The organism is Kitasatospora hibisci, assembly GCF_043950205.1.
Taxonomy (GTDB): domain Bacteria; phylum Actinomycetota; class Actinomycetes; order Streptomycetales; family Streptomycetaceae; genus Kitasatospora; species Kitasatospora hibisci.
This window is the reverse complement of record NZ_CP171642.1, coordinates 3,912,279-3,937,776: the sequence shown is the minus strand read 5'-3', so window position 1 is coordinate 3,937,776 and position 25,498 is coordinate 3,912,279. Positions and strand designations below refer to the sequence as shown.

The 25,498-nt window shown below is 72.4% G+C and carries 25 protein-coding genes; 13 read left to right on the top strand and 12 right to left on the bottom strand.

What is annotated here, in order from left to right; all coding sequences use genetic code 11:
* Window positions 1-236: 236 nt before the first annotated feature.
* A complete protein-coding gene (gene tnpA, locus ACF9IK_RS16935; RefSeq protein ID WP_395292353.1) occupies window positions 237-653 on the bottom strand; it encodes an IS200/IS605 family transposase in 417 nt (138 codons plus the stop codon).
* Between the two features lie 25 nt (window positions 654-678).
* Here tnpA and ACF9IK_RS16930 point away from each other — a divergent pair, with 25 nt between their 5' ends.
* Window positions 679-1,893, top strand: a complete 1,215-nt coding sequence (locus ACF9IK_RS16930) for an RNA-guided endonuclease InsQ/TnpB family protein (protein ID WP_395298428.1) — start codon at window positions 679-681, stop codon at window positions 1,891-1,893.
* A 122-nt stretch (window positions 1,894-2,015) separates the two neighbouring features.
* On the opposite strand, the gene ACF9IK_RS16925 is transcribed toward ACF9IK_RS16930, so the two are convergent.
* Complete coding sequence (locus ACF9IK_RS16925) at window positions 2,016-2,855, bottom strand: transposase family protein (protein ID WP_395292869.1); 840 nt, start codon at window positions 2,853-2,855, stop codon at window positions 2,016-2,018.
* Between the two features lie 64 nt (window positions 2,856-2,919).
* Window positions 2,920-3,375, bottom strand: coding sequence for a hypothetical protein (locus tag ACF9IK_RS16920; protein ID WP_395292868.1), 456 nt, complete (start codon window positions 3,373-3,375; stop codon window positions 2,920-2,922).
* Window positions 3,376-3,539: 164 nt separating this feature from the next.
* Here ACF9IK_RS16920 and ACF9IK_RS16915 point away from each other — a divergent pair, with 164 nt between their 5' ends.
* Entirely contained in the window at window positions 3,540-3,869 is a 330-nt protein-coding gene (locus ACF9IK_RS16915; protein WP_395295028.1) for a HEPN domain-containing protein, read from the top strand.
* A gap of 23 nt (window positions 3,870-3,892) precedes the next feature.
* Here the strand turns inward: ACF9IK_RS16915 and ACF9IK_RS16910 are convergent, their stop codons facing one another.
* Together ACF9IK_RS16910 and ACF9IK_RS16905 are read right to left on the bottom strand one after the other, a co-directional pair.
* The gene (locus tag ACF9IK_RS16910; RefSeq protein ID WP_395295027.1) at window positions 3,893-5,149 is read right to left on the bottom strand and encodes a hypothetical protein; all 1,257 of its coding nucleotides are present in this window, start codon (window positions 5,147-5,149) and stop codon (window positions 3,893-3,895) included.
* A 53-nt stretch (window positions 5,150-5,202) separates the two neighbouring features.
* Window positions 5,203-5,514: a hypothetical protein gene (locus ACF9IK_RS16905; RefSeq protein WP_395295026.1), complete on the bottom strand. Its 312-nt coding sequence runs from the start codon at window positions 5,512-5,514 to the stop codon at window positions 5,203-5,205.
* Window positions 5,515-5,600: 86 nt separating this feature from the next.
* On the opposite strand from ACF9IK_RS16905, the gene ACF9IK_RS16900 reads away from it, so the two are divergent.
* The 10 genes from ACF9IK_RS16900 (at window position 5,601) to ACF9IK_RS16855 (ending at window position 15,264) form a co-directional block, all read left to right on the top strand.
* A complete protein-coding gene (locus ACF9IK_RS16900; RefSeq protein WP_395295025.1) occupies window positions 5,601-6,488 on the top strand; it encodes an LLM class flavin-dependent oxidoreductase in 888 nt (295 codons plus the stop codon).
* A 96-nt stretch (window positions 6,489-6,584) separates the two neighbouring features.
* On the top strand, window positions 6,585-7,205 hold the full coding sequence (locus ACF9IK_RS16895; protein ID WP_395295024.1) for a hypothetical protein: 621 nt from the start codon (window positions 6,585-6,587) through the stop codon (window positions 7,203-7,205).
* A 332-nt stretch (window positions 7,206-7,537) separates the two neighbouring features.
* A complete protein-coding gene (locus ACF9IK_RS16890; RefSeq protein ID WP_395295023.1) occupies window positions 7,538-8,458 on the top strand; it encodes a hypothetical protein in 921 nt (306 codons plus the stop codon).
* A 52-nt stretch (window positions 8,459-8,510) separates the two neighbouring features.
* Complete coding sequence (locus tag ACF9IK_RS16885; protein ID WP_395295022.1) at window positions 8,511-9,374, top strand: hypothetical protein; 864 nt, start codon at window positions 8,511-8,513, stop codon at window positions 9,372-9,374.
* Window positions 9,371-10,255 carry a hypothetical protein gene (locus tag ACF9IK_RS16880; RefSeq protein WP_395295021.1) on the top strand — a complete coding sequence of 295 codons (885 nt, stop codon included), beginning with the start codon at window positions 9,371-9,373 and terminating at the stop codon, window positions 10,253-10,255. The genes ACF9IK_RS16885 and ACF9IK_RS16880 overlap by 4 nt, the downstream gene beginning before the upstream one ends.
* Window positions 10,252-11,358: a hypothetical protein gene (locus ACF9IK_RS16875; protein ID WP_395295020.1), complete on the top strand. Its 1,107-nt coding sequence runs from the start codon at window positions 10,252-10,254 to the stop codon at window positions 11,356-11,358. Before ACF9IK_RS16880 ends, ACF9IK_RS16875 begins: the two co-directional genes overlap by 4 nt.
* Before the next feature lie 232 nt (window positions 11,359-11,590).
* Window positions 11,591-12,583, top strand: coding sequence for an ABC transporter ATP-binding protein (locus ACF9IK_RS16870; RefSeq protein WP_395295019.1), 993 nt, complete (start codon window positions 11,591-11,593; stop codon window positions 12,581-12,583).
* Entirely contained in the window at window positions 12,567-13,469 is a 903-nt protein-coding gene (locus ACF9IK_RS16865) for an ABC transporter permease (protein WP_395295018.1), read from the top strand. Before ACF9IK_RS16870 ends, ACF9IK_RS16865 begins: the two co-directional genes overlap by 17 nt.
* 37 nt (window positions 13,470-13,506) lie before the next feature.
* Window positions 13,507-14,424 (top strand): ABC transporter ATP-binding protein, encoded by a 918-nt coding sequence (locus ACF9IK_RS16860; protein ID WP_395295017.1) that lies wholly within the window; start codon window positions 13,507-13,509, stop codon window positions 14,422-14,424.
* A 117-nt stretch (window positions 14,425-14,541) separates the two neighbouring features.
* Window positions 14,542-15,264, top strand: coding sequence for an ABC transporter permease (locus tag ACF9IK_RS16855; RefSeq protein WP_395298599.1), 723 nt, complete (start codon window positions 14,542-14,544; stop codon window positions 15,262-15,264).
* Between the two features lie 31 nt (window positions 15,265-15,295).
* Here ACF9IK_RS16855 and ACF9IK_RS16850 read toward each other — a convergent pair whose 3' ends face one another.
* Window positions 15,296-16,546, bottom strand: coding sequence for a CynX/NimT family MFS transporter (locus tag ACF9IK_RS16850; protein WP_395295016.1), 1,251 nt, complete (start codon window positions 16,544-16,546; stop codon window positions 15,296-15,298).
* A gap of 62 nt (window positions 16,547-16,608) precedes the next feature.
* Window positions 16,609-17,349 (bottom strand): FadR/GntR family transcriptional regulator, encoded by a 741-nt coding sequence (locus ACF9IK_RS16845; RefSeq protein WP_395295015.1) that lies wholly within the window; start codon window positions 17,347-17,349, stop codon window positions 16,609-16,611.
* 172 nt (window positions 17,350-17,521) lie between these two features.
* Here ACF9IK_RS16845 and ACF9IK_RS16840 point away from each other — a divergent pair, with 172 nt between their 5' ends.
* On the top strand, window positions 17,522-18,286 hold the full coding sequence (locus ACF9IK_RS16840; protein WP_395295014.1) for a sporulation protein: 765 nt from the start codon (window positions 17,522-17,524) through the stop codon (window positions 18,284-18,286).
* Between the two features lie 102 nt (window positions 18,287-18,388).
* On the opposite strand, the gene ACF9IK_RS16835 is transcribed toward ACF9IK_RS16840, so the two are convergent.
* The 5 genes from ACF9IK_RS16835 to efeB form a co-directional block, all read right to left on the bottom strand.
* Window positions 18,389-20,209, bottom strand: coding sequence for an LCP family protein (locus tag ACF9IK_RS16835; RefSeq protein WP_395295013.1), 1,821 nt, complete (start codon window positions 20,207-20,209; stop codon window positions 18,389-18,391).
* Between the two features lie 215 nt (window positions 20,210-20,424).
* Window positions 20,425-21,273 carry an HAD family hydrolase gene (locus tag ACF9IK_RS16830; protein WP_395295012.1) on the bottom strand — a complete coding sequence of 283 codons (849 nt, stop codon included), beginning with the start codon at window positions 21,271-21,273 and terminating at the stop codon, window positions 20,425-20,427.
* 42 nt (window positions 21,274-21,315) lie between these two features.
* Entirely contained in the window at window positions 21,316-22,590 is a 1,275-nt protein-coding gene (gene serS, locus ACF9IK_RS16825; protein ID WP_395295011.1) for a serine--tRNA ligase, read from the bottom strand.
* A 507-nt stretch (window positions 22,591-23,097) separates the two neighbouring features.
* Window positions 23,098-24,033, bottom strand: a complete 936-nt coding sequence (pheA, locus tag ACF9IK_RS16820) for a prephenate dehydratase (RefSeq protein ID WP_395295010.1) — start codon at window positions 24,031-24,033, stop codon at window positions 23,098-23,100.
* Window positions 24,034-24,166: 133 nt separating this feature from the next.
* On the bottom strand, window positions 24,167-25,498 hold the full coding sequence (gene efeB / locus ACF9IK_RS16815; RefSeq protein ID WP_395295009.1) for an iron uptake transporter deferrochelatase/peroxidase subunit: 1,332 nt from the start codon (window positions 25,496-25,498) through the stop codon (window positions 24,167-24,169).

The following is a 25,498-nucleotide window of genomic DNA, read 5'->3' as shown; positions in this document are numbered from 1 at the left end:
GGCCGAGCCGTCGTTGACGACCTGATCCAACGTCGGGAAGTCGAGAAGGTGCCGGCCTCAGCAGAGCATGCGGAGGCGGAACTCGCCCAGGCTCGACAGCACTTGGCCTCCGCGAAGCTACCTGGACTAATCGCAGTGCACCGGGCTTCAGCCCGGTGGTGAAGCGATTCTGAACCCTGCTCTGACCTGTGCGGTGGGCACCCTCCCGCACTGTGGACGGTGCCCACCGCAGACCGTCAAGCCGGACGGTTCTGCTGCTCGATGTACTGCCGGACTATCGACAGCGGCGCGCCGTCGACTGATCCGGCGAAGTACGAACCGGACCACAGACGCTGTGCCCGCCAGTAGTGCTTGACCAGCTCGGGGTACTCCTGCCGCAGCCGGCGCGAGCTGACGCCTTTGAGCGAGTTGACCAGCTTGGACAGGGCGACCTTCGGCGGGAAGTTCACCAGCAGGTGGACGTGGTTGTTCTCGCCGTTGAACTCGACCAACTCCACCTCGAAGTCGGCGCACACGTCCCGCATGATCTCTTCGAGCCGGGTCAGATGCCGCTCGGCGAACACCTTGTGACGGTACTTCGTCACGAAAACCAAGTGCGCATGCAGGGCGAAAGCGCAGTGCCGACCAGTGCGGATGTTCTGATACTCAGCCATAAACCAAAATGGTACGGTGCTGACCGTGCAGCTCAGGTACAGCTTCCGCGTGTACCCGAACGGGCCTCAGCGTTCCGCGCTGGCCAGGGCGTTCGGGTGTGCACGGGTGGCCTTCAATGATGCCCTCCGGGCACGTGAGACCGCCCGCGCCGCCGGGCTGCCGTTCATCCCGTCCGGCGAGCTGTCCAAGCAGCTCACGGCCGCGAAGAACACCCCCGAACGGGCATGGCTCGGCGAGGTGTCCGCCGTGGTGCTGCAACAGTCCCTCCGGGACCTGGACACCGCCTACCGGAACTTCTTCGACGGCCTCAAGGGCATGCGCCCGAAGATGGGACCGCCCCGGTTCAAGTCCCGCAAGGACACCCGGCAGGCGATCCGCTTCACCGCGAACGCCCGATGGAAGATCACACCGGGCGGCGACCTATCGCTGCCGAAGATCGGCGACGTGCGGGTGAAGTGGTCCCGCGCCTTGCCGTCCGTGCCATCCTCGGTGACGGTGATCAAGGACAGCGCAGGCCGGTACTTCGCCAGCTTCGTTGTCGAGACGGACCCCGAGATCCTTCCCGAGACCGAACCGGTCACCGGTCTCGATCTCGGCCTCGGACACTTCGCCGTCCTCTCGGACGGGCGGAAGATCGACGCCCCGAAGTTCCTCCGGCGCGCAGAGAAGAAGCTCAAACGCGCACAGCAAGCCCTGTCCCGTAAGGCCAAGGGCAGCAAGAACCGCGAGAAGGCCCGTCACAAGGTCGCTCGCAACCACGCACGGGTGGCCGACGCCCGGCGCGAGTTCCACCACCAGGTCTCCACCGGACTGATTCGCGAGAACCAAGCAATCGCGGTGGAAGACCTGGCGGTCAAGGGACTCGCCCGCACACGGCTCGCCAAGTCCGTGCACGACGCCGGATGGTCGGCGTTCGTCACCATGCTGGAGTACAAGGCCGCGAAGTACGGCCGGAACCTGATCAAGATCGGCCGCTTCGAGCCGACCTCCCAGGTGTGCTCCCACTGCGGCGTCAAGGACGGCCCCAAGCCGCTGAACATCCGCGTCTGGCAGTGCCAGGCGTGCGGCGTCTGGCTGGACCGGGACGTCAACGCCGCCGTCAACATAGCCACGGCCGCCGGACTGGCGGTGTCAGCCTGTCGAGCGCGGGTAAGCCGGGGACCCGTCCCCGCACAGCGCGAAGAAGCAGGAACCCACCGAGACGGTCAGACGACCGTGGTAGGAATCCCCGCCCTTTAGGGCGGGGAGCGGAAGTCAATGAGTGGTGTGCATCGTGAAGGTGCAGGTCACAGGCCTGGTGTGCGTCGATGTCGGCGTGCTCGCGCTGGTCATGGGCGGATGACTTCGGCGAAGATCGTCGGTCAGCGGGCGACTTCCCGGTTCGTCAGGACCAGCAGGGCCCGCACCAGCGCGGTCGCCCACTTCGGGTCGGTGCGGACCTTGCCGAGCACGCGCCAGTTCTTCAGGTGCGCGAAGCCGTGCTCGACCGGGGCCCGGACCGCGGCCAACGCCTTGTTGGACAGCTTCTGCCCCCTGGTCAGGGGTCGGTTGCGGGCGGCCTTGTAGCCGGTGATCACCGCCGGGTCGGTGTCCGGGGCGCTGTCGTCGAGGCCGACGAAACCCAGGTCGGCGATCGCGCCGAGGCCGGCCGCGCGCAGATGAGCGGTGAGTTTGTCGTGGCGGCAGGCGGTGATCTCCGAGGTGCGTCCGGGCCGGACCGCGGAGATCCACACGAGTCGACCCCGGTCGTCGGTGAGTGCGATCACGAGCAGGCCGTGGCACTTGTGCTTGCCGGAGTAGTTCTTCCGGTTCGCGGTCCCGGTGCGGCGGCGGGTGCGTATCAGGGAGCCGTCCAGCAGCACCACCCCGCCACCCGATCGGGCGATCTTCTTCAACGCCCGGTCCAGGCGCGGGGCACGGGCGGCCAACAGTCCGACGACCTCCCGCACCCACCGGGTGACGGTGGTGCGATGCACCCCGTTCCCGCCGGCCAGGTCGCCGGGCCGCTGGTCACAGCGCAGCACCGCCAGCACGATCCCGGCGATCCTTCCCGCGGGCAGGGCCCGCCACCTGGAGCCGATCTTCTTGCAGTGGCCGCGTATCAGGTCGGCGAGCCAGTTCAAGGTGGCGCTCGACAGCGGCAGGCGGGCGGTGTAGACAAGACCGTCAGGGCCCTCGGCGAGACCGTTGTCTTTCTTCACACCAAACTCAACCGCCGTCGAGGGCCCGCTGGTTACGCCTCACGGGTGCCTGCATCCGGCGCGGCTACAGGCGTGCGGTGAACTTCCCGTCGCCGCGTTTGTGCAGCCAGCCGCGGTCAGCGAGTTTGACCAGCTTCGCCCGCAGCGGCTCCAGCTTCCCGCGCACCTCCACCTGAAGGCCCAGCTCCTCGCCCACCGCCCGCACCTGCACCGGACCGCCGGCAGCCCGCACGATCGACAGAATCCGGCGGTAGTCACCGGGAAGCGCGGCCTCGTTCACGCCGTCGCTCCGGTGCGGGACAAGCAGCACCGCACGCCCGCCGACCTGCGCCGACGTCGGCGCGGCGGCAGCCCGCTCCTCGGCGATCCGCTCGCCCATCCGTGCCAGGACCCGCTCGGTGACCGCGAGTTCGTCCCGCTCGGCCCGCACCCGGTCCAGCTGCTTGACCAGCCCTTCTTCCAGTCCGTCCAGTTCCGCGCGGCGCGCGGCGATCCGTTCCAGCACCTCGGGGTCCACCATGCCCGGGAGCGTACGAGCATCGCGGACGGGAACAGACCAGAACCCGCGAAGACCTCCCTGCCAGACGATCTACCCGACAGACTGCCGCCCGCGACCAGCACGAGCATCCCGCCACGGAATCACACCAGGCCCGTGACCTGCACCTTCACGATGCACACCACTCAATGCTCGACATCGACCCGGTCGGCGCTTACAGCCTTGCCTACGACGCGGCGCGCAAGGCGCTCGCGGCGGTGCTGGTGAATCAGGGGCTTCGCGCCACGAGCAGGGGCGGCCACGTCGCGGTCTACGAGACGGTGAAGGCACAGCTGGACCCACCGCTCGGAAGCATCCTGCGCCCGTTCAGCCGGATGCGTGTCCGTCGGAACGAGAGCGAGTACCGATCTGCCGAGGCTCCGCCGATCACCGCCGAGGAGGTCACGGAAGATCTGCCAAAGGCACAGGCGATCATCGAGCTGGCGGAGAAGGCCATGCCGCACATGGGCCGCTACTGATCAGCAAAAGTCACCGTTCGTCGTTACAGACGCTTGGCCTGACGCGGCAGACGTCGCGCTTTCGTGAGCTGCCGCTGCCGTCCGCCGGCGGCAAGTTCGCCGAGGCGCTCGCCGATCACGGAGACGCCCGGGCGGGGCTCGTGCGCGTAGTACCAGGGCTTGCGTCGACGCAGCAGTTCCTCGCCGTGCTCGGCCCAGGTGAACCCGGGTTTCCGCAACAGCTTCCGGAACACCGCGTCGACAGTCTCCGGGTGGGCGGCGGCTAGGCGGCGAATCGGCAGGGGCGCGATCGAGTCCTCGCGCAGGTAGGTGCGCAGCAGATCTTGGTACTGCCGGCGGCCGGCGAGGGCCGGGTCGGCGAACAGGTCCCGCAGCATCCCGTAGTCCGCGTAGAAGTTCATTCCGTCGACTTCGTCGTAGATGACGCCGATGGTGTCCGAGTCCGCGAGGTCGTGAGGCAGTTGGAAGGCCGGGAAGTCCAGCCCAGGCAGCCGCCTGCCTCGTGCGCGGTCGGGGTGTGCGGCGACGGTGGCCTGCTGTCGGTGCCGGTAGTAGGAGTTGAGCAGGTCCGCGGCTTCGGCCGGGGGAAGGACCAGTTCGTCGCCGCCGCAGAACTCGACGAAGGCGGCCCGGTCCTCCCGCATCTGCTGCCAGCCCTGCTCGATCTTCTCGGGATTGCGGAAGACCAGCTCGGGCCGGCCGGCCGCCAGTTGGACCGCTGCCTGGGCGACCGCGGTGGCGCTGGACTTGGGGTAGTGCTCCATCGCCCCGGAGATCAGCCACGGTCCGTCGGCCGTGAGCAGTGGCACCAGACAGGTGAGGAGGAATCCCCCCTTCGACACTCCACGGAAGGCCGCCGGCCCGACGTTCGAATACACGCGGTACTCCAAGTCGTCCACCAGGTTCAGCAGGACGACGGCAGCACCCTCTTTCCGCCGGATCTCGAAGATGCCCTCAACCGGATCGCGCCAGCCGAGCAGCACCTGCCGGTCGGCCTCATTCAAGTCCCGCCGCCCGGCGACGAAACGGTCCAGCACGGTCGCACCGTCCGGAAGACGGTACCGCAGGACGAAGTGGTCGATGATCCGGATCGCCTCGGCCTCATCCAGCCGCCGCTCAGGTCCGGCAGCTTCCAGCAGGAGCGGTGTCAGCCACCGGTCGAAGCGCGAGCTCTGCGCGAACGCGACCAGATCGCCCTTCAACTCGGCGCAGTGCTCGATGAGTTCAACGAGTGAACGGTCATCGGTGCCGTGATCCGTTTCGTGCGCTGTGATCGCCACGTTCTGCCCCTCTGCGCAAGCCGGTCTCGAAGTGATGCGCAAGCTGCTCGGCCTCAGCCGGCCCAGCGGCGGTAGGCCTCGACCCACTCGGCGCCGTCCGGGGCAGGCGTCGGCATCGGCAGCTCCAGAATGCCGATCTTCTGTCGAGCGGCGCCGCGAGAGCACACCGCGACGATCCGGCCGTCCTCGGAGAGGTCGACACCGCGCACGGTCACCTCGATCCCGAGGACCGTCGTAGCGAACGGCACCGTGAGGTGCTCTTCGATCATGGTGAACAGGCCCGTCAGCTGCTCGTCCTCGCCGTAGGCATCGACGGTGGCCTCATCGATCAGGGCGTCAAGTTCGGCCCTGCCCAGTGCACTCATGGCGCCACGCTAGCGGTAGCGCGCGTGCCGCCCCTGCGGGTTGCCGAAACACTCACTCTCCGGTGTGCACGCGTAAGGTCGGCAGTATGCGACTGAGCACGGTGATCCTCCCCATCCACCGGTGGAGCGAGGGGCAGAAGATCTGGCGGCGGGCCGAGGACCTCGGCTTCCATGCCGCGTACACCTATGACCACCTGTCGTGGCGGTCGTTCCGCGACGAGCCGTGGTTCGGGGCAGTCCCGACGCTGACGGCGGCCGCGACGGCGACCGAGCGGATCCGTCTCGGGACCCTCGTTACGTCGCCGAACTTCCGCCACCCGGTGACGCTCGCGAAGGAACTGGTCTCCGTCGACGACGTGTCGGGCGGGCGGCTGACCGTGGGGATCGGAGCCGGTGGGGCGGGCTTCGACGCGACGGCGATGGGCCAGGAGGCGTGGTCGCCCAGGGAGCGGGCCGACCGGTTCGGGGAGTTCCTGCCGCTGCTGGACAAGCTGCTGCGGCAGGACGCGACCACCGAGACCGGCACCTACTACTCGGCAGTCGAGGCGCGGAACATCCCCGGCTGCGTGCAGACGCCGCGCGTGCCGTTCTACGTGGCCGCGACCGGCCCACGCGGGCTGAAGCTGGCCGCCGAGTACGGGCAGGGCTGGGTGACGTACGGCGACCCGAAGGGGCCCGCGGACGTCCCGGTCGAGCAGGCGCCCTCGGTGATCAAGGGCCAGATCGAGAAGCTGACGGCCGCCTGCGAGGCGACCGGCCGGGACGTGGCGACGCTGGAGAAGGTGCTGCTCCAGGGCTCGACCGCGGAGAAGCCGCTGGCGTCGCTGGACGCCTTCGTCGACTGGGCCGGCACGTACCGGGAGCTGGGTGTCACCGAGCTGGTGATCCACTGGCCGGTGCCGGACTCGGTCTTCGCCAGCGACGTCGCGGTCTTCGAGCGGATCGTCACCGAGGGCCTGGCGCAGCTGGGCTGAGCGGGGCCGGGCCCGGGAGGGGTGTCTGCGGCAGGCGCTAGTCTGACCGCGCACCTCACCATCTGATCATGCGTCACCAACGGGGGTTCCTTCGTCATGCCTGCTCTCCGGAGAACGTTCGGCGCCGGACTGGCCGCCACCGCCGCACTGGCCGCGCTGACCGCCTGCGGTCCCGACAACTCCTCGGACCAGGCCGGCGGCGGCGCCGGCAAACCCGCGGTCGCGACCCCGGCCACGGCCGCGCCGACCGGTGCCGCGACCGGTGCCGGGCCGACGGGCAAGCCGGGTACGACGGGCACCGCCAGGCCCGGCGGGACGGGCATGCCCCCGGCCGGCGCGAGCGACGAGCCGGAGGGTTTCTGCGACGCCGCGCCGCTGCCCGCCGGGCAGAAGTGGATCTACCCCGTGAAGGGGACCAGCGCCACCACGCTGGTCTACAAGGACACCAAGACCGCCTGCGGCGTCAACGACGTGGTCTTCGAGCCGACCGGCGCCGACAAGACCGCGCCGTTCGCGCCCACCGTCAAGGGCCACCTCAACTCCGTGATGGTCCCGTCGAAGGACGTCAACCTCGCCGACCTGGTGAAGCACATCAGCGAGTGCCTCGCCGACCCGACCGGCAGCAAGGGCTTCTACCCCTGCTCGGGCGGGGACTACAAGGTCGCGATCGACTCCTCCGGCAAGGTCGTCGAGCTGACCGAGCGCGCCCATTCCTGATCTGCGCAGGGGCGTAGGGGGCGCCCGGCCACCGGAGCGCGCGGCCGTCCGCGCCCCGGCCGGTGGGGCGGTCCGAGCGGTCGTGAGCGACCGTGGGAGAACACGGAACGGGGCGGGTCGGCCTGGGTGCCGATCCGCCCATTGCGGTTCGATCACGGTGTGTCCGATTGGTCGATCATTGTGGCGGAGTGCGGTGATTGATTTTGTTGGCAGTGGTGCGGACCGGCTCTCATAATTCCAGCTGAGACGCGTGACGGTCGGCCCGAGGAGCCACGGGGGGTGGCCCGCGAGGGGCCCGCGCGCGACATTCCACATGCCTCCGGGGGAGTTCCTTGTCCGCGCCCGAAAACGTTCCGCCTGCCGCCGATCCGGCGACGGCGGAGGCGTCAGAGACCCAGGCCGTCAAGGCCGTTACCGCCGAGTCGGTCGCGCCGCCCGTGCCCGCCGAGCACGCCGCGCCCGCTGCGCCGGCCGTGACCGCCGCGCCGCCGCGCAGGCTGCCGCGTGCGGTCGGCGTCGCCCTCGCCACCACGGGCCTGCTCGCCGTCACCGTGACCAGCGCCGTCGTCACCGTGGCCGTCGGCAAGCCCGATCCCCGGCCCGCCGCGGTCGCCGCACCGGTCGCGGCTCCGACCAGCGCCACGTCGGGCCCGAGCGCGTCCGCCCCGGCCTCCGCCCCGGCGGCGCCGAGCGCCGCGCCGACCACGGCCCCGCCCGCCCCCGAGCCCAAGCCGACCAGCACGGTCAAGGGCACCGTCAAGGGCGGCAAGCACGACGGCGACCTGCGCTACTTCCTGCTCCCGATCCCGGACGGCGGCGAGTCGTACGGGCCGGTCGACGGCATGACGATGGACGACGAAGCGGTGGCCGACGTCTTCGGCAACCAGGACGGCATCATGCGGATCCTCGGTAGCTACGGCTACAAGGACGCCGCGACCCGGACGTACCGCACCGCCGACGGCAAGGCCGAGGTCACCGTCACCCTGATGCGGTTCGCCACGACCGGCGGGGCGAGCGACTTCGCCAAGAACCACACCATGAAGCTGGACCCGATCGACATCGACGGGGACCCCGCCGCGCACGGCTACCTGGACAAACCCAAGCAGCAGGCCTACACCGGCTCGATGGCCGGCATCTCCAGCCAGGGCGACGTGCAGTACACGATCGACGTCGACGTGAAGGGCACCCCGGACAAGGCCCTGCTGAGCGAACTGATGAAGCGCCAGCGCGAGTGGCTGTCCAACGGCGGCTGAGCCCGCCGCCGTCCCGCCCCACGTCATCCTTCCTGCCTCCTGGAGCCATTCCGTGACCACCGAATCCGTGGAGCCGTCGGTCGTCGGCGCGCCCACGCAGGCCGCGCCCGTCGTGCCGCCCGAGCCCGTGGAGCCGGCCGCGCCCGCGCCGGCCGTGCCCGCGCCCGTCGCCGTGCCCGCCCCCGCCGGGACGCCCGTCTTCCCGCCGGCCGCCGACCCGCTGCCCACGAGCCGGCCCGCCCGGCCGCGGCCGGTGCTGCTGCTGGTCTCCGGGCTGCTGCTCGGGACCGTGGCCGGCGGTGCCGTCGGCTACGCGATCCAGGCCGGTCGCCCGCCGACGCCGCTGCCGCCGATCCAGGTCGCCCTGCCGTCCTACCCGGCCGCCGTGGTGGACCCGCGTGCGGCCGCGGCGGCGGCGCCGAAGCCGCTCGCCGTCGACGGCGACCTGCGGAAGCTGCTGGTGTCGGCCCCGGCCGGCGCCACCCCGTGGGCCGACTACCCGGACACCCCGACCTGGATCACGGTCGGCGAACTCGCCGAGCGCAGCGGCCGGTCGGCGGAGGTCTTCAAAACCCTGAACGCCAAGGACTTCCGGCGGGCCGTCGAGGTCGACTGGAAGCAGGACGGTCTGAAGGTCCGGGTCTCGCTGATCCAGTTCTCGGCCGACCGTGCCGCCGAGGCGAAGTCCCGGGCCACCGGCTACAACCTCAAGCCGTTCGCGGACGACGCCAACGGCGGCTACCACGTCGACTCCGAGGCCTCGTACTGGGCCGAGACCACCGAGAAGTACTACCTCGGGACGGCGCACGCGCAGCGCGGCACCGTGGTGATGGAGATCAAGGTCTTCGGCACGGAGCCGGTGAACCCCGATGTCGTGAAGGGCATCGCCGAGCAGCAGTGGGAGCGGCTGGTATGACCGACAGCACCGTGACCGGGGCGGCCTCCCCGGAGCCGACCCCGGCCGTCGACGCCGCACCGGCCCCTGTCGCCGCGGCGCTGGCCGCCGAGCCGTTCCCCGCCGCACCCGCCGCACCCGCCGCACCCGCTGCCGTTCCGGCCGCCTCCGGCCGCCGGCTCGTCCGGGCCACCGGCGCGGTCGTCGTGGCCGCGCTGGTCGGCGTGGTGATCGGCGTCGGCGTCATCAAGACCCGGTACGACGACCCCGCACCCGCCACCGCCACGGCGCCGGCGGCCGCACCCGCGCCGACGGTCGGCGCGACGCCCTACGGCGCCAGGTCCAACGGCAACCACTTCGGCTCGCTGCGCGACCTGCTGCTGCCCGTGCCGGTCGGCTACGCGCTCGGCCCGGACGAGGGCGGCTACGGCAACGACGTCGAGCTGGGCGCCGACCTGCTCTCCGCCGAGCTGGACGACGGGCTCCAGCAGATCCCCAAGGACAAGCGGGACAAGCTCCGGCAGTACTGGGAGGGCCTGCACGTCAAGGCCACCGGCGTGCGCACCTACAAGGCCGAGGGCGACGACCTGGTCGTCGGGATGAAGCTGCGTCAGTTCAACCAGCAGGAGGTGCAGAAGCAGAACGAGTACACCGCCGTCTTCACGGGCGACACCGGCCTCTTCCGCGTCGGCCCGACGATCCCCGGGCACCCGGAGGCGCACTGCTACCTGATGCCGGCTCCGCCGTCCGCGCCGATCGACTACCTGGAGTGCTCGGCTGCCGAGGGCGACCTCCTCGTGATCATGAACGCCGAGGGCGTGGCGCCGCTTCCCAAGGACAGGATCGTCACCCTTTTCACCCAGCAGCTCGACCGCCTCGCCAGCCCGGGAGCGTCCGCATGACCGACCACGCCACCCCGCACGACGCCGCGGCCGCCCCCACCGAGGCACCGGCCGCCCCGGCGCCGCCGCTCGCCCCGCCGACCCCCCGGGTCCTGCCCGCCGGCGCCCCGGTGGCGCCCGAGCACAACCCCTGGGGCTCCCCGGACACCACGGCACTCCCGCCGCTGGTCCCTCCGCCGAGCCCCGAGGAGCTCGCGGCCCGCCGGACCCGCCGGCGCCGGGCGGCGGTGCGCTGGAGCGCGGCCGTCCTGGTGTTCGGCCTGGCCGGTACGGGCGCCGCGCTGGGCGTCACCGCGCCGGACCGCACCGACCTGCCCGGCCTGGCCACCGAGAACGACGGCCGCTACACCTTCCCGGCACTGGTCCTGCCGCCGCTGCCCTCGGACAAGGCGGCGCCGCGCGACAGCAGGAGCCGGCACGCCGCCGACCTCCGGTTCCTGCTCCTGCCCGCGCCCAAGGAGGCGGGCGGTTCGCTGGCCCCGGTGGTCTTCCCGTCGCCGACCGCCCCGTCGCCGACCGCCCCGGCGTCGGCCGATCCGAGCGCCTCCGGCGCCCCCTCGACGAGCCCGTCGGGGACGCCCTCCGCGAACGCTTCGGCGAACCCGAGCGGCAGCCCGGCAGGCTCCCCGTCCGCCACCGGCGCCGAGACCGCCCCGGTTGCGGAGTGGGTGCCCTGCGACGCGATCGCCGACGAGCAGAAGGAGGCCGGCAAGCTGCGCATCCTGCTGCTGCAGGACGCCTGCCGCAGGGCCACCGTCCGCGAGTGGACCGCGGCCGACGGCACCCGCACCCAGATCCGGCTGCTCGGCTTCGGCTCCTCCGCCGAGGCCTGGGACGTCTTCGCCGACCTGCGCGCCAACGCCGATCCGAAGGACGTCCCGGGGCTGCGGGTCGGCTCCGTCCAGGGCTGGGACATCGTCTCCGGCGTCGACCTCGCCACCCGGGAGACCCCGGCCGGCGTCGCCGTGGCCGGCCCCACCGGCCGGGTGGCCTACCTGTCGGCCGGCGACGTCCTCGGCGTCGTCACCATGACCAATCCCGGGGGCGTCCCCACGGCCGCCTTCCGCCAGGTCGTCACCCTCCAGTCCGACCTGCTGGCCTGACGTCCGCCGGGCCCGGCCCCGGGCGGACGGCGCGGCCGCCGGCCCGGGGCGCGGCCGGACACGCTCCGGCCGAGGCCGCACCGGCGTGTCCGGCCGGTCGGCAAGGGGGCGAGGGGATGCCGTTCCCGTCGCCCCCTAGGGGACCGCCGGCCCGGTGTCATACCGCAGCACCAGTGCGGGTCGTCATTCCAGCTCATGGCCCGCGCAGGGGACCCGCACTACGTTTGTGGACGTGTCCACTGTCATCAAGACGGACGGCCTCACCAAGAGGTTCCCCCGGGTCACCGCCCTCGACCGGCTCACCGTTGAGGTGCGGCCCGGGGTGGTCGGCCTGGTCGGTGCGAACGGCGCGGGCAAGTCCACACTCATCAAGATCCTGCTGGGGCTGGCCCCGGCCACCTCGGGCAGCGGGCAGGTCCTCGGGCTGGACGTCGCCACCGAGGGGCCGCGGATCCGCGAACAGGTCGGCTACATGCCCGAGCACGACTGCCTGCCGCCGGACGTCTCGGCGACCGAGTTCGTGGTCCACATGGCCCGGATGTCCGGGCTGCCGGCGGCGGCCGCCCGCGAGCGGACCGCCGACACGCTGCGGCACGTCGGGCTCTACGAGGAGCGGTACCGGCCGATGGGCGGGTACTCGACCGGCATGAAGCAGCGGGTCAAGCTGGCCCAGGCGCTGGTCCACGACCCCAAGCTGGTGCTGCTGGACGAGCCCACCAACGGGCTGGACCCGGTCGGCCGGGACGACATGCTGGCGCTGATCCGCCGGGTGTACACCGACTTCGGCATCTCGGTGCTGGTCACCACCCACCTGCTCGGCGAGCTGGAGCGGACCTGCGACCACCTCGTGGTGATCGACGGCGGCCGGCTGCTGCGGTCCTCCTCCACCGCCTCCTTCACCGGGGCGACCGCCACCCTGGCCGTCGAGGTGACGGACTTCCCCGACGGCCGGGGTGACGGCCGGTCCGCCGACGCGAGCACCGCCGTGCGCGAGCGGCTGGCCGCCGCCGGCCTGGCGGTCGAGACCGACGGCCCGCGGCTCCTGCTCGTCCGGCTGGCCGGCGACGGGACGTACGACGCCATCCGCGACGCGGTCGCCGATCTCGGCCTCGGGCTGGTCCGGCTGGAGCAGCGCCGCCACCGGGTCGCCGAACTGTTCACCGACACCGGGGCGGACAGCACCGCCACACCGCAGGGAGGTACCGCAGATGCCGCCGTCTCCTGAGACCGGATCGGCCGACACCGGCGTCATCCACGACATCGGCTACCGCGGCTACACCGGCCCCCGGCTCGGCCGGTCGTACGCCGCCCGCTCGCTCTTCGTGCAGAGCCTGCGCGCCGCGTACGGGCTCGGACGCTCCGCGAAGTCCAAGGTGCTGCCGATGCTGGTGCTCGGCGCGGTCACCGTGCCCGCCGTGCTGCTGGTGGCGATCGCCGTCGTCCAGCAGGCCGACGACCTGCCGACGGACTACCCGAACTACCTCGCCGACCTCGACCTGGTGGTCTCGATCTTCCTCGCCGCACAGGCGCCCGTCCTGCTCTCCCGGGACCTCCGCCACCAGACCGTCCCGCTGTACTTCTCCCGCCCGATCACCCGGGCCGACTACGTGCGGGCCAAGTTCGCCGCCATGGTCTGCGCCCAGCTGCTGCTGATGACCGCGCCGCTGCTGGTGCTCTACGTCGGCGCGCTGCTCGGCGGGATGAGCTTCGGTCACCAGACCGCGCACTTCCTGTACGGCCTGCTGACGGCCGTGCTCTACGCCCTGGTGCCGACCTCGGTCGCGCTGGTGATCGCCGCGGCCACACCGCGCCGTGGCTTCGGGGTGGCCGCGATCATGGGCTGGCTGGCGGTCAGCACGGCGGTGGTGGGGATCGTCGTCGGCATCGCCACCGGACCCTCGTCGACCGTCCCGGACTCCGCCCAGTGGGTGGCGCTGCTGTCGCCCGACGCACTGGTGGAGAGCCTGGCCAACCAGCTGTTCGACGCCGGGTCCGCCGGCCTCCGGCTGCACGCGCCAGGCGCCCTCGGCGCGGTCGTCTTCGCCGCCACCGCGGTCGCGATGGTGACCGGCTCCTACGCGCTGCTGCTGCGCCGCTACCGCAACATCTGACCCACCACCGACCCACCGCAGGATCTGAGAGGGCGTCATGGCCACCATCACCATCGACAAGGTCTCCCGCTGGTTCGGGAACGTGGTCGCCGTCAACGACGTCAGCATGGCGATCGGGCCGGGCATCACCGGCCTGCTGGGGCCGAACGGCGCCGGGAAGTCCACCCTCATCCACATGATGAGCGGCTTCCTCGCGCCCTCCACCGGCGCGGTCACCCTGGACGGCGCGCCGATCTGGCGTAACCAGGAGGTGTACCGGCAGATCGGCCTGGTCCCCGAGCGGGAGTCGATGTACGACTACCTGACCGGCTGGGAGTTCGTGCTCGCCAACGCCGAACTGCACGGCCTGGCCGACCCGGGCGCCGCGGCCCGGCGGGCGCTGGCCCTGGTCGAGATGGAGTACGCCCAGGAGCGGCGGACCGGCACCTACTCCAAGGGCATGAAGCAGCGGGTCAAGATGGCCTCCGCGCTGGTCCACGAACCGGCGGTGCTGCTGCTCGACGAGCCGTTCAACGGCATGGACCCGCGCCAGCGGCTGCAGCTGATGGAGCTGCTGCGCCGGTTCGGTGCCGACGGCCGGACGGTGCTCTTCTCCTCGCACATCCTGGAGGAGGTCGAGCAGCTGGCCCGGCACATCGAGGTCGTGGTGGCCGGCCGGCACGCCGCCTCGGGCGACTTCCGCCGGATCCGCCGGCTGATGACCGACCGGCCGCACCGCTACCTGGTCCGTTCCAGCGACGACCGCAGGCTGGCGGCGGCGCTGATCGCCGACCCGTCGACGGCCGGCATCGCGCTGGACCGGCAGGAGCAGGGGCTGAGCATCCAGGCCGTCGACTTCCAGGGCTTCACCACCCTGCTGCCGAAGGTCGCCCGGGAGGCCGGCATCCGGCTGTTCACCGTCGCACCGGCGGACGAGTCGCTGGAGAGCGTGTTCTCCTACCTCGTCTCCGCGTAGACCCCGTCCGGCACCCGAAGCGACGATCCAGCACCCCGCACCCCGCACCCCGCACCCGGCGCTCGCACCCAGCACCCGCGGCACCCACCCCGGAACCGGACCCAGGAAGGCCGACCCATCATGAACCCGACCGTCGCCAGGCTGACGCTGCGCGGCCTGCTGGGCCGCCGCCGCGGCATCCTGCTGCTGGTGGTGCCCGCCCTGCTGCTGCTCGTCTCGGCGATCGCGAGCGGCTCCAGCGGGGACAAGCACGACCTGACCGTCAAGATCCTCGGCCAGCTGGGCCTGGGCACCCTGCTGCCGATCCTCGGCCTGGTCGTCGGCACCGGCGCCATCGCCACCGAGATCGACGACGGCTCGATCGTCTACCTGCTGGCGAAGCCGCTGCCCCGGTGGAAGATCGTCACCACCAAGCTGGCCGTCGCCGTCGCCACCACCTGGGTGCTCGCGGCGATCCCGACCCTGCTCAGCGGCCTGATGCTCTACGGGACGGAGGACGGCCTGGCGCTCGGCTACACCGTGGCCGTCCTGCTGGCCGGGGCCGCGTACAGCGCGCTCTTCCTGCTGCTCGGGGTGGCCACCCGGCACGCGGTGGTGGCGGGTCTGGGGTACGCGCTGGTCTGGGAGGCGCTGGTCGGCAACTTCGTCAACGGCGCCCGGACGCTGAGCGTCCAGCAGTGGGGCCTCTCGGTGGCCGGGACGGTGGCCGCGGACGGCGCGATCACCACGTACGTCGCGCTCGGCGCGGCCGTCCCGCTGCTGCTCGCGGTGACGGCCGGGGCGACGGTGCTGGCCTCGGTGAAGCTGGCCGGGCTCACCCTGGCCGCCGAGGAGTCCTAGCCCGCCCCGGGGGCGCGGCGCCGGCCTCGGCTCAGAGCGTCCGGTTGCGGCCCGCGCCCCAGCCGGCCGTGCCGACGACGGCGACCAGAACCAGCATCAGCACCAGCGGAGTGGTCCAGCCGCCGGTCAGCTGGTGCAGTGCACCGGCACCGACCGGCCCGGCCGCGGCCACCAGGTAGCCGACCGCCTGCGACATGCCGCCCAGCCGGGCGGCACCCGCGGCGCTGTCGGTGCGCAGCACGATGAAGGCGAGGCCGAGGCCCAGCGAACCGCCCTGGGCGACACCGAGGACGGCGGCCGCCACCCAGGCGCCCGACACCGGGGCGGCCAGCAGCACGGCGATGCCGAGGCCGTTCAGCGCGGCCATCACCACGGCCAGCGCCCGCTGGCCGGTCATCCGTCCGGCCATCAGCGGCACCAGGAAGGCACCGGCCACCTGGACGAGGTTGGAGAAGGCGAAGACCAGGCCGGCCTCGCCACGGTCCATCCCGTGGTCGGCCAGGATGGTCGGCATCCACGCCACCAGGGTGTAGACCAGCAGCGACGAGATGCCCATGAAGAGGCTGATCTGCCAGGCCAGCGGCGAGCGCCAGATCCCCGCGACCGGCCGGGCCGTCGCCGCGGCGGCGGGGGCGGACGCGGTCGGCGCCGTCGTCCGGCCCTGCCGGGAGCGCAGCACCTGCGGCAGCCAGGCCACCGCGGCGACCAGCGCCAGCAGCGACCAGGCGCCGAGCGAGGCCTGCCAGCCGCCGCCGAGCACGTGCTCCAGCGGCACCGACGTCCCGGCCGCGAGCGTCGCGCCGACCAGCATGGTGGTCGAGTAGACGCCGGTCATGGCCGCCGCCCGGCCCGGGAACTCGCGCTTGACCAGGCCCGGCATCGACACGTTCAGCACCGCGATGGCCACCCCGATCACCACGCACCCCGCGTACAGCGCCGCCACCGAGGGCAGCACCCGCAGCAGCACGCCGGCGCCGAGCACCAGCACCGCGCCGAGCACCACCCGCTCGGTGCCGAACCGCCGGGTCAGCCGGGGGGTGAGCGGGGCGCCGACGCCCTGGAAGAGTACCGGCACGGTGGTGATCAGACCGCTCGCGGTGGCGGAGAGGCCGAAGGTGCGCTGGATCTCCCCGACCATCGGCGAGATCGCCGCGAGGCAGGCGCGCATGTTGAGGGCGACCAGCAGGATGCCGGTCAGCAGCAGGGCGGGGTGCGCCAGCCGGGTGCGGACGGGGAGTGCGGGCGGGGTGGCGACCGGCTGGTGGGCACGGGTGACGGCCATGGGACGTGCTGCTCTTTCGTGAACTCAGGGGGTGCGGGCGGGGGAAGGGGGCGTGGGCCCGGTCACTTCCGCGCCGCGATGGCCGCGATGAGCTGCTCGACGGCCGCGATCGGCTCGGCGAGCAGCGCCCGACAGGCGGCCTCCGCACGGTCCGGGTCGCCGCTCTCGATCGCGTCCACCAGCGCCTCGTGGGTGGCCACGACCACCTCGGGCATCTCGTGGTCGCCGAAGGCCGTCCGCATCGACTCGCGCACCGAGGCACCGAAGTACCGGTAGACCTCGGCCAGCGCCGGGTTGTGCGCGGCCTCGACGACGGCGGTGTGGAACTCCAGGTCGTGTTCGACGGTGGCCTCGCGGCCGCCCCGCTCGGGGTGCGCCGCGATCACCTCGGCCTCGCGGGCCAGCGCGGCCCGCATCCGGACGATGTCCTCGGGGGTGTGCCGCAGTGCGGCGAGCCGGGCGCCCTCGGCCTCCAGCGCCGCGCGGACCTCCAGGACGTCCCGCACCCCGGAACGCTGCACGCCCCGCAGGACGGCGGCCGGGTCGCTGGTGCTGCGCACGAAGGTGCCCTCGCCCTGGCGGGAGACCAGCATCCCGGCGTGCACCAGTACCCGGATCGCCTCCCGCACGGTGTTCCGCCCGACCTGCAGCCGCTCGGCCAGCTCGTGCTCGGTGGGGATCCGGGCGCCGACCGGCCAGGCGCCGGCGGCGAGCTGCTCGCGCAGCGCGTCGATGGCGGTGTCCACCAGGGAGCGCCGGCCGGCGGCCTGCAAGGTGTCCTGGCTGTGGCCGGGCACGCTCATGGCGGGGCTCCCCTCGGTGCGGTCGGTCGGCCCTGGGCGGGTCGTCGGTCATCCTACAACTGATTGCCCGGTCATCCTACAACCGCCGCTGAACAGCTCGGGAACCGCCGGCTCCCTCCTGGCGTTCCTCCCGACGACTTCGGTCCACCCCAATTACGAGGAGAGCGCCCGCATGGTGTTCAAGAAGCTGCTCGGTGCCCTGGGCGTCGGCGGTCCCGGCGTCGACACCGTCCTGACCACGCCGGTGGTCCAGCCCGGCGGGACCCTGCACGGGACGGTCGAACTGACCGGCGGGACGGTCGAGGCGGACATCCGGGGGATCACGCTGACGCTGGTCGCCCGGGTCGAGATCGAGCACGAGGAGGGCGAGAGCACCGGGCTGTACCCGTTCGCCCGCTTCTCGGTCGCCCAGCCGCTGGTGCTGGCGCCCGGCGAGAACCGCTCGATCCCGTTCGCCGTGCCGGTGCCCTGGGAGACGCCGGTCACCACGATCGCCGGCCAGCGCCTGCACGGCATGCAGCTCGGCGTCCGGACCGAGGTGGACATCGCGGGCGCGCTCGACAAGGGTGACTCCGACCCGCTGGAGGTCGAGTCGCTGCCGGTGCAGCGCCGCGTCCTGGACACCCTGCTGCAGCTCGGCTTCCACTTCCGCTCGGCCGACCTGGAGGCCGGCCACATCCACGGGACCGGGCAGACGCTGCCGTTCTACCAGGAGATCGAGTTCTCCTCGGCGCCGCAGTACGCGCACGCCTGCAACTCGCTGGAGGTCAGTTTCGTCACCACCCCGCACCGGGTCGAGGTGGTGCTGGAGGCGGACCGGCGCGGCGGCCTGTTCGGCGACGGGCACGACGTGATCCGCACCCACGTGGTGGAGCACGGCCAGGCCGACGAGGACCTCACCGGACTGGTCGACGGCTGGATCCGCGCGGCGCTCTAGGCGCTGCCCGGCAAGACCGGCCGAACCGGGCCCGGCCGGTGCCGGGGGCGCCGAGCGGCGCTGCGGGGTCCGTCCGCCCGGACGGACCCCGTGCCGGCCGGCTCAGCCGTAGGAGACGTTGCTGCAGATGTCGTCGTCGGCCGAACGGGCCTCGCTGACCACCTCGGAGGGCAGCGGTGCCGGGGCGTTCGGCGTGCCGGCCGCGGGGGCGGCCGCGCCGGCGTTGGCGGCGGCGTAGTCCTTGCCGAGGACGAGGCTGATCCCGGCCGCCGAGGTGGGCGTCAGGGTGGCACCGGGGAACAGTGCCGCCACCTTCTCCGCGTTGGCCTTCTGCCCGCTGCCGTACTCGACCGTGGTGGTCGCCTTGTTGGTGCTCTTCGCACCGGTGACCGTGGTGACGGTGACCTTGGCGGCCTTGAGCGTCTCGGCGGCCTTGGCCGCCAGCCCGTTGGCGGTGGTCCCGTTGTAGACCGCGACCTTGATCGGGGTGTCCACGGCGGCCGGCGTCGGCGCCGCCGAGGTGGTCTCCGGCGCGGCCGTCGGGCTCGCCGCGGCGTCCTCCTGCTTGCCGGTGGCGTCCTGGCCGTCGATGGTCCGGTCGGCCTGGAGGGTCTTCCACAGGTTGTCGACGGCCGGGTGGACCAGGTCGATCCGGGGGCCGTTGTAGCGCCACGGCGCGGTGAGGAACTTGACGTCGTGCAGGTCGATGTTCTTCATCGACAGCGCGAAGTCCATCAGCTTCTTGGCCGAGTCCAGCCCGGGGTCGACCGTCATGGACTTGGTGGCCGCGTCCGCCAGTGGCAGCAGCGTGGTCGGGTTGAGGCCCTGGCCCTTGACCTTGGCCATCATCGACGAGAGGAAGGCCTGCTGGCGCTTCATCCGGCCGACGTCGGAGTCGTCGCCGATGCCGTGCCGCAGCCGGACGTAGTCCAGCGCCTTCTGGCCGGAGACCTTCTGCTTGCCCTTGGGCAGGATGATCTTGCCCTTCTTGCCCAGGTTGGGGTTGATGTTCCCCTCGTAGATGTCGTTGGGCAGGCAGACGTCGACGCCGTCGACGGCCTCGGTCATCGCCGAGAAGCCCTCGAAGTTGACCTCGATGGTGTGGTCGACCCGGATGCCGGTGAGCTTCTCCACCGTGTTCTGGGTGCAGGCCGGGTTGCCGGTCTCGGTGTTGCCCACCGAGAACGCGGAGTTGAACATCTGTCCGGACTTCTCCTCGGTCCACTTCCCGTTCGGCAGCTTGCACTTCGGGATGGTGACCAGGGCGTCGCGCGGGATCGAGATGCCGACGGCGTGCTTGTGGTCGGCGTAGACGTGCAACAGGATCGTGGTGTCCGAGCGGGCGCCGTCCTCGTCGCCGCCGCCGAGGTCGCTGTTCTTGCCGGCGCGCGAGTCCGAGCCGATGAGCAGGACGTTCACCGGCTTGTTGCCGTTGGCGTCGGCGGCGGCCTCCGGCGGGCGGTCGGTGGAGACGGCCCCGGCGTCGAAGGACTTGATGTTGCCGTTCAGCTTGTAGTAGATCGCGCCGCCGCACCCGGCCAGCACGACCATCACGCCCGCCACCGACCACGCGACGGTCTTCTTGACGTTGCGCTTGGGCTTGCGGCTGTTGCGCGCCGCCGCCCGACCACCGGTCGGGGCGGCCTCGGCCCGGCGTCCGCCGGCGGCCCGGCGCGCCTCGGCCCGCCCGCCCTCGGCCCGTGCGCCGTCCGCGCGCCCGCCGTCCCTCCGCGCGCCGTCGGTCCGGCCGCGGCCGTCCTTGCCCTGGGCGGCCCGCCGGGCCTCGGCCCGGCCGCCGGGGCGGGGTGCGGGGACCCGGCCGCCCTCCGCGGGCCGCTCGGTGCGTACGCCGCCGCGCGAGGCGCCCTCGGCACGCCGACGCCCGTCCGCCCCCGACGGGTTCTCGTCCCTCTGGCCTGACATGCGCGTACCTCTCACCGGCGGAAGCAGCAATCCTGCGCGTGTCCGGCGGGCACGGCCCGGGCCCTGCCAGGAACACCGCACAGGAGCACCGCGCCAGGAGGCACGGAGCTTCAGCGGAGCATACAAACTCTTCCCGGAGCGGTCAGCATCCGGGTGCCGACCCCGGCCCGCTCGGCGCCCGCTCGGCTCTCGCCCGACGCTCGCTCACCGGGCGCTCACCGCGCCGGGTAGAGCCGCTCCAGCACGGCGGCGACGCCGTCCTCGTCGTTGCCGGCGGTGACCTCGTCGGCGACCGCGAGCAGTTCCTCGTGCGCGTTGGCCATCGCGACGCCGTACCGGGCCCAGGCGAACATCGGCACGTCGTTGGGCATGTCACCGAAGGCGATGGTCTCGGCACCCCTCACCCCCAGCCGGCGGGCCGCGACGGCCAGGCCGGTGGCCTTGGAGAGACCCAGCGGCAGCAGCTCGACGATGCCGGGGCCGGCCATCACGACGCCGACCAGGTCACCGGCGACCCGGCGGGCGGCCTCGGCGAGGCCGTCGTCGGTGAGCCGGGGGTGCTGGACGTAGAGCTTGCTGAGCGGGCTCAGGAGCAGCTCGTCCCTGGCGACCCGGACCACCGGCAGGTCGGAGCCGATCAGCAGCTCGTAGCCGGGGCCGGCCAGCACCTCGCCCTCCAGGCCGTCCTGGTTGGCGGCCACCGCCAGCGGACCGGTCTCCGCCTCGATCTTGGCGATCGCCAGTGCGGCGAGCCGGCGGTCCAGGGTGAGCGAGGTGAGCAGCTTGTGCGCGCCCGCGTCGTACACCTGGGCACCCTGGCCGCAGACCGCTATCCCGCGGTAGCCGATCTCGTCGAAGACCGGCCGGGCCCAGGCGGCCGAACGGCCGGTGACGATGATGTGCAGGGCCCCGGCGCCGGTGGCGGCGGCGAGCGCCGCCCTGGTCCGCTCGGAGACGGTCTCCTCACCGGTCAGCAGGGTGCCGTCGAGGTCGGTGGCGACCAGCCGGAAAGGCAGGTCGCCACCGTCGACCGGGGAGACGGGGCTGGGGCTTGTGCTGCTCATGGGCCGTGCGTCTCCCGGGTGCTGCCTGCGGGTGGTGGGGCGTTACTTGACGGGTTCGAGGACGGTGCGCCCGCCGAGGAACGGCCGCAGCGCCTCCGGCACGACCACCGAGCCGTCGGCCTGCTGGTGGTTCTCCAGGATCGCCACGATGGTGCGCGGGACGGCCACCAGGGTGCCGTTCAGCGTGGCCAGCGGGCGCACCTTGCCCTCCTCGCGCATCCGGATGGAGAGCCGGCGGGACTGGTACTCGGTGGTGTTCGAGGTCGAGGTGACCTCGCGGTACTTGCCCTGGGTGGGGATCCACGCCTCGATGTCGAACTTGCGGGCGGCCGAGGAGCCGAGGTCGCCGGAGGCGACGTCGATCACCCGGTACGGCAGCTCCAGTGCGTTCAGGAAGTCCTTCTCCCACTGCAGCAGGCGGCGGTGCTCGGCCTCGGCGTCCTCGGGCGAGGTGAAGACGAACATCTCCACCTTCTCGAACTGGTGGACGCGGATGATGCCGCGGGTGTCCTTGCCGTAGGTGCCGGCCTCGCGGCGGAAGCAGGACGAGTAGCCGGCGTACCGCAGCGGCAGCTTCTCGGCGTCGATGATCTCGTCCATGTGGTACGCCGCGAGCGGGACCTCGCTGGTGCCGACGAGGTAGCGCTCCTCCTCTTCGAGGAAGTACACGTTCTCGGCGGCCTGGCCGAGGAAGCCGGTGCCGTCCATGGCGGCCGGGCGGACCAGGGCCGGGGTGATCATCGGGATGAAGCCGGCCGCGGTGGCCTGGGCGATCGCCATGTTGACCAGGGCGAGCTCCAGCAGCGCGCCGACACCGGTCAGGTAGTAGGACCGCGCGCCGGCCACCTTGGCACCGCGCTCGGTGTCGATCGCACCCAGGATCTGGCCCAGCTCGACGTGGTCCCGGGGCTCGAAGCCCTCCGCGGCGAAGTCGCGCGGGGTGCCGATCTCCTCCAGGGTGACGAAGTCCTCCTCGCCGCCGACCGGGGCGGCCGGGTCGATGAGGTTCGCCAGGGAGCGGAGCAGGCGCTCGGCCTCCTCCTTGGCCGCACCCTGTTCGGCGTCGGCGGCCTTGACCTCGGCGGCCAGCTCCTTGGTGCGCTGGAGCAGGGCGGTCTTCTCGTCGCCCTGGGCCTTGGCGACGAGCTTGCCGAGCGACTTCTGCTCGTTGCGCAGCTCGTCGAAGCGACTGCCCGAGGACCGGCGCCGCTCGTCGGCGGAGAGGAGGGCGTCGACCAGGTCGACGTCCTCGCCACGGACGCGCTGCGAGGCGCGCACTCGGTCAGGGTCCTCACGAAGCAGGCGAAGGTCAATCACGGGCCCAAGCCTACCGGGCGGGGGCCTGTCCACCGGTACCGGATTTCCCCTGGGGATAACTCCCCCGAGCCTGTGGATAACTCCGGTGGGCGGCCGGACGTCCGGAGGTTATCCACAGCCGGGACCGGTGGGCTGTGGACGGCCGGGCCGGGCCGGCAGGCCGTACTCAAAACCAAGGAATTGAGGTTTCAAACCTCATTTGACCTTCTCGGGTGAGGGAATTGAAGCACTCGGACGGGTGATTTGCTGGCACACGGGTGACTCTGGTCCGATTAGTCATCTCTGCGGCGCTAACCGATGATCCGACCGAACCCGACAGTAGCTATACCGTTTTGTCGACTCATCCCCAGGCCTGTGGATAACTCGCGGCTGTGGACAGCCGGCGCCCCTGTGGACAGCCGCTTCCCCGTGCCGACGCCCCTGTGGACGACGGGTGCGGTGACCCGCCCGGCCCGGCGGGCGCGGTCGAAAACGGTCGGAAAAGGTCAGAAGGACAAATGGTGACGGTCAGACGTCCCCGCGCCCGTCGAGGCAGCGGGAGAGCCAGTCGGCGGCCGCGGTGAAATCGGCGTCCGACGTACCCGGCCGCTGGTGCTCGGAGGCCTGCTGGTCCCCGCGCGGATAGGAGCCGAGGAAGCGCACCTGCGGGCAGATCCGCTTGAGTCCCATCAGCGCCTCGCTCACCCGGCGGTCGGCCAGGTGTCCCTCGCAGTCGATCAGGAAGCAGTAGCTGCCGAGCCCCTCGCCGGTCGGCCGGGACTCGATCCGCATCAGGTTGACCCCGCGCACCGCGAACTCCTGCAGCAGCTCCAGCAGCGCGCCCGGGTGGTCGTCCGGCAGCCAGACCACCATCGAGGTCTTGTCCGCGCCGGTCGGCGAGGAGACCCGCCCGGGCCGGCCGACCAGGACGAACCGGGTGGTCGCGTTGTGCGCGTCGGCGATCTCCTTGACCAGCGGGTCGAGCCCGTAGATCGGCGCGGCGAACTCGCCGGCGAAGGCGCCGTCGAACCGGCCCTCGGCGACCAGCCGGGCCCCGTCGGCGTTGGAGGCGGCCGACTCCCACCGGGCCTCCGGCAGGTTGGCCGCCAGCCAGCGGCGCACCTGTGGCTGGGCCACCGGGTGGCTGGTGACGGTCCGGATGTCGGCCAGCTCCGTTCCCGGTCGGACCAGCAGCGCGAACGCGATCGGCAGCAGCACCTCGCGGTAGATCATCAGCGGGGTGCCGGAGGCGAGTTCGTCGTTGGTCGCGGTGACGGCGCCCTCGACGGAGTTCTCGATCGGCACGAACGCGCCCGCGGCCTCGCCGCCGCGCACCGCGTCCAGCACCAGCGGGACGGAGGCCAGCGGCACCAGCTCCCGGGTCGCCGCCTCGGGCAGCGTGCGCAGGGCGGCCTCGGTGAAGGTGCCCGCCGGGCCGAGGTAGGTGTAGCGGGTGGCCGACATTCCGTGCCTCCATGCGAATGGGTAACCGGGCAAGCCACCTTAACCACTTTCACCCGCTGTCCACGGCGGTGTTCCGGCCCGTGGGCAGCACCCGACCGGCACGTGGTCGGGGCCCGGCCGGGGCCGCCGGCGGCTACGGCTCCAGCAGCGTCTGCCCCACGTACCCGCCCTCCGGGGCGCCCGGTGGGACTGCGTACAGGCCGCTCGCCTCGTGCCGCAGGAAGCGGGAGAGGCCGTCGCCCCGGGAGAGCCTGCGCTGCACTGGGGTGAAGCCCCGGCGCGGGTCGGCCTGGAAGGCGAGGAAGAGCAACCCGGCGTCCGGCGCGCCGTCGGGCAGCAGGCCGTCGTGGTAGGAGAAGCCGCGCCGCAGCATCGCGGCCCCGCCGTTGGCGGCCGGTGCCGCGACCCGGACGTGGGCGTCGGCCGGGATCGCCAGCACGCCGTCCGGGCCCTGCGCGGCGAGGTCCACCGGGGTGGACTCGCCCGCACCCGCGGGCGCGGAGAGCGGCGAGCCGTCGGACTTCCGCCGCCCGATCACCCGCTCCTGGCGATCCGTCGGCAGTGCCTCCCAGTTGTCCAGCAGCATCCGGATCCGCCGGAACACCAGGAACGAGCCGCCCGCCAGCCAGGCCTGCCGGTCGCCCCCGGCGGTGCAGAACACCTTGTCGGCGAAGCCCTCCTCGCCGGGCCGGGGGTTGTTGGTGCCGTCGATCTGACCCATCAGGTTGCGCCCGGTCACCGGGTGCGCGGTGGCGCCCGGCGTCCGGGCGAAGCCGGCCGCCTGCCAGCGCAGCGCCGCCGTGCCGGCCGCCTGCCGCTGGAGCACCCGCAGGGCGTGCACGGCGACCAGGGCGTCGTCGGCACCGATCTGGACGAACAGGTCTCCGTCGCCGCGTGCCGGGTCGAGGGCGTCCGCCGGGAAGGAGGGCAGCGGTTCCAGCGCGGCCGGGCGGCGGTCGGCCAGCCCGGTCTTGTCGAAGAGGGCGGCGCCGAAGCCGAAGGTGACGGTCAGCGAGCAGGGGCCGGCGTCCAGCGCGACCTGGTTCTCGAACTCGTCGGCCGGCTCGCCGGCGGCAAGCCGGGCGGCGGTGCGCGACCAGCGCCGCAGCAGCGACCGCAGACCCTCCCGGCCGGCGCCGTCCGCCAGGTCGAAGGCGGCCAGCTGGACCCGGGCCTGCTGCGGTTCGAGGATGCCGGCCTGGTGCGCGCCGTGGAACGGCACCCGGGCGGCGCCGAGGCCGCCGCCGGGGCCGGCGGCGGGTGCGGGTGCGGGGGCGGGGTGGCGGTCCAGGGCGGCCGCCCCGGCCGCGCCCGCGCTCGCGCCGACCACCAGGCCCGCCCCTGCGGTGCCCAGCAGGGCCCGCCGGGTGACCCCGCCGGGTTGGCCGCTCCCGGCGGCCGCCGACCGGTCCGCACGCTCCGGCTCCGATCGATCCGGCTGCGGCGGCTGCTCCGTACGCTCCAT

Excerpts from the sequence above, each read along its gene's own strand:
- ACF9IK_RS16840 (WP_395295014.1), top strand. The coding sequence starts at position 17,522 with ATGGTGTTCAAGAAGCTGCTCGGTGCCCTGGGCGTCGGCGGTCCCGGC.
- ACF9IK_RS16905 (WP_395295026.1), bottom strand. The coding sequence starts at position 5,514 with ATGAGTGCACTGGGCAGGGCCGAACTTGACGCCCTGATCGATGAGGCC.
- ACF9IK_RS16900 (WP_395295025.1), top strand. The coding sequence starts at position 5,601 with ATGCGACTGAGCACGGTGATCCTCCCCATCCACCGGTGGAGCGAGGGG.
- ACF9IK_RS16920 (WP_395292868.1), bottom strand. The coding sequence starts at position 3,375 with ATGGTGGACCCCGAGGTGCTGGAACGGATCGCCGCGCGCCGCGCGGAA.
- ACF9IK_RS16865 (WP_395295018.1), top strand. The coding sequence starts at position 12,567 with ATGCCGCCGTCTCCTGAGACCGGATCGGCCGACACCGGCGTCATCCAC.
- ACF9IK_RS16850 (WP_395295016.1), bottom strand. The coding sequence starts at position 16,546 with ATGGCCGTCACCCGTGCCCACCAGCCGGTCGCCACCCCGCCCGCACTC.
- ACF9IK_RS16830 (WP_395295012.1), bottom strand. The coding sequence starts at position 21,273 with ATGAGCAGCACAAGCCCCAGCCCCGTCTCCCCGGTCGACGGTGGCGAC.
- tnpA (WP_395292353.1), bottom strand. The coding sequence starts at position 653 with ATGGCTGAGTATCAGAACATCCGCACTGGTCGGCACTGCGCTTTCGCC.
- ACF9IK_RS16860 (WP_395295017.1), top strand. The coding sequence starts at position 13,507 with ATGGCCACCATCACCATCGACAAGGTCTCCCGCTGGTTCGGGAACGTG.
- ACF9IK_RS16880 (WP_395295021.1), top strand. The coding sequence starts at position 9,371 with ATGACCGACAGCACCGTGACCGGGGCGGCCTCCCCGGAGCCGACCCCG.
- efeB (WP_395295009.1), bottom strand. The coding sequence starts at position 25,498 with ATGGAGCGTACGGAGCAGCCGCCGCAGCCGGATCGATCGGAGCCGGAG.
- ACF9IK_RS16835 (WP_395295013.1), bottom strand. The coding sequence starts at position 20,209 with ATGTCAGGCCAGAGGGACGAGAACCCGTCGGGGGCGGACGGGCGTCGG.
- ACF9IK_RS16875 (WP_395295020.1), top strand. The coding sequence starts at position 10,252 with ATGACCGACCACGCCACCCCGCACGACGCCGCGGCCGCCCCCACCGAG.
- ACF9IK_RS16845 (WP_395295015.1), bottom strand. The coding sequence starts at position 17,349 with ATGAGCGTGCCCGGCCACAGCCAGGACACCTTGCAGGCCGCCGGCCGG.
- pheA (WP_395295010.1), bottom strand. The coding sequence starts at position 24,033 with ATGTCGGCCACCCGCTACACCTACCTCGGCCCGGCGGGCACCTTCACC.
- ACF9IK_RS16895 (WP_395295024.1), top strand. The coding sequence starts at position 6,585 with ATGCCTGCTCTCCGGAGAACGTTCGGCGCCGGACTGGCCGCCACCGCC.
- ACF9IK_RS16915 (WP_395295028.1), top strand. The coding sequence starts at position 3,540 with ATGCTCGACATCGACCCGGTCGGCGCTTACAGCCTTGCCTACGACGCG.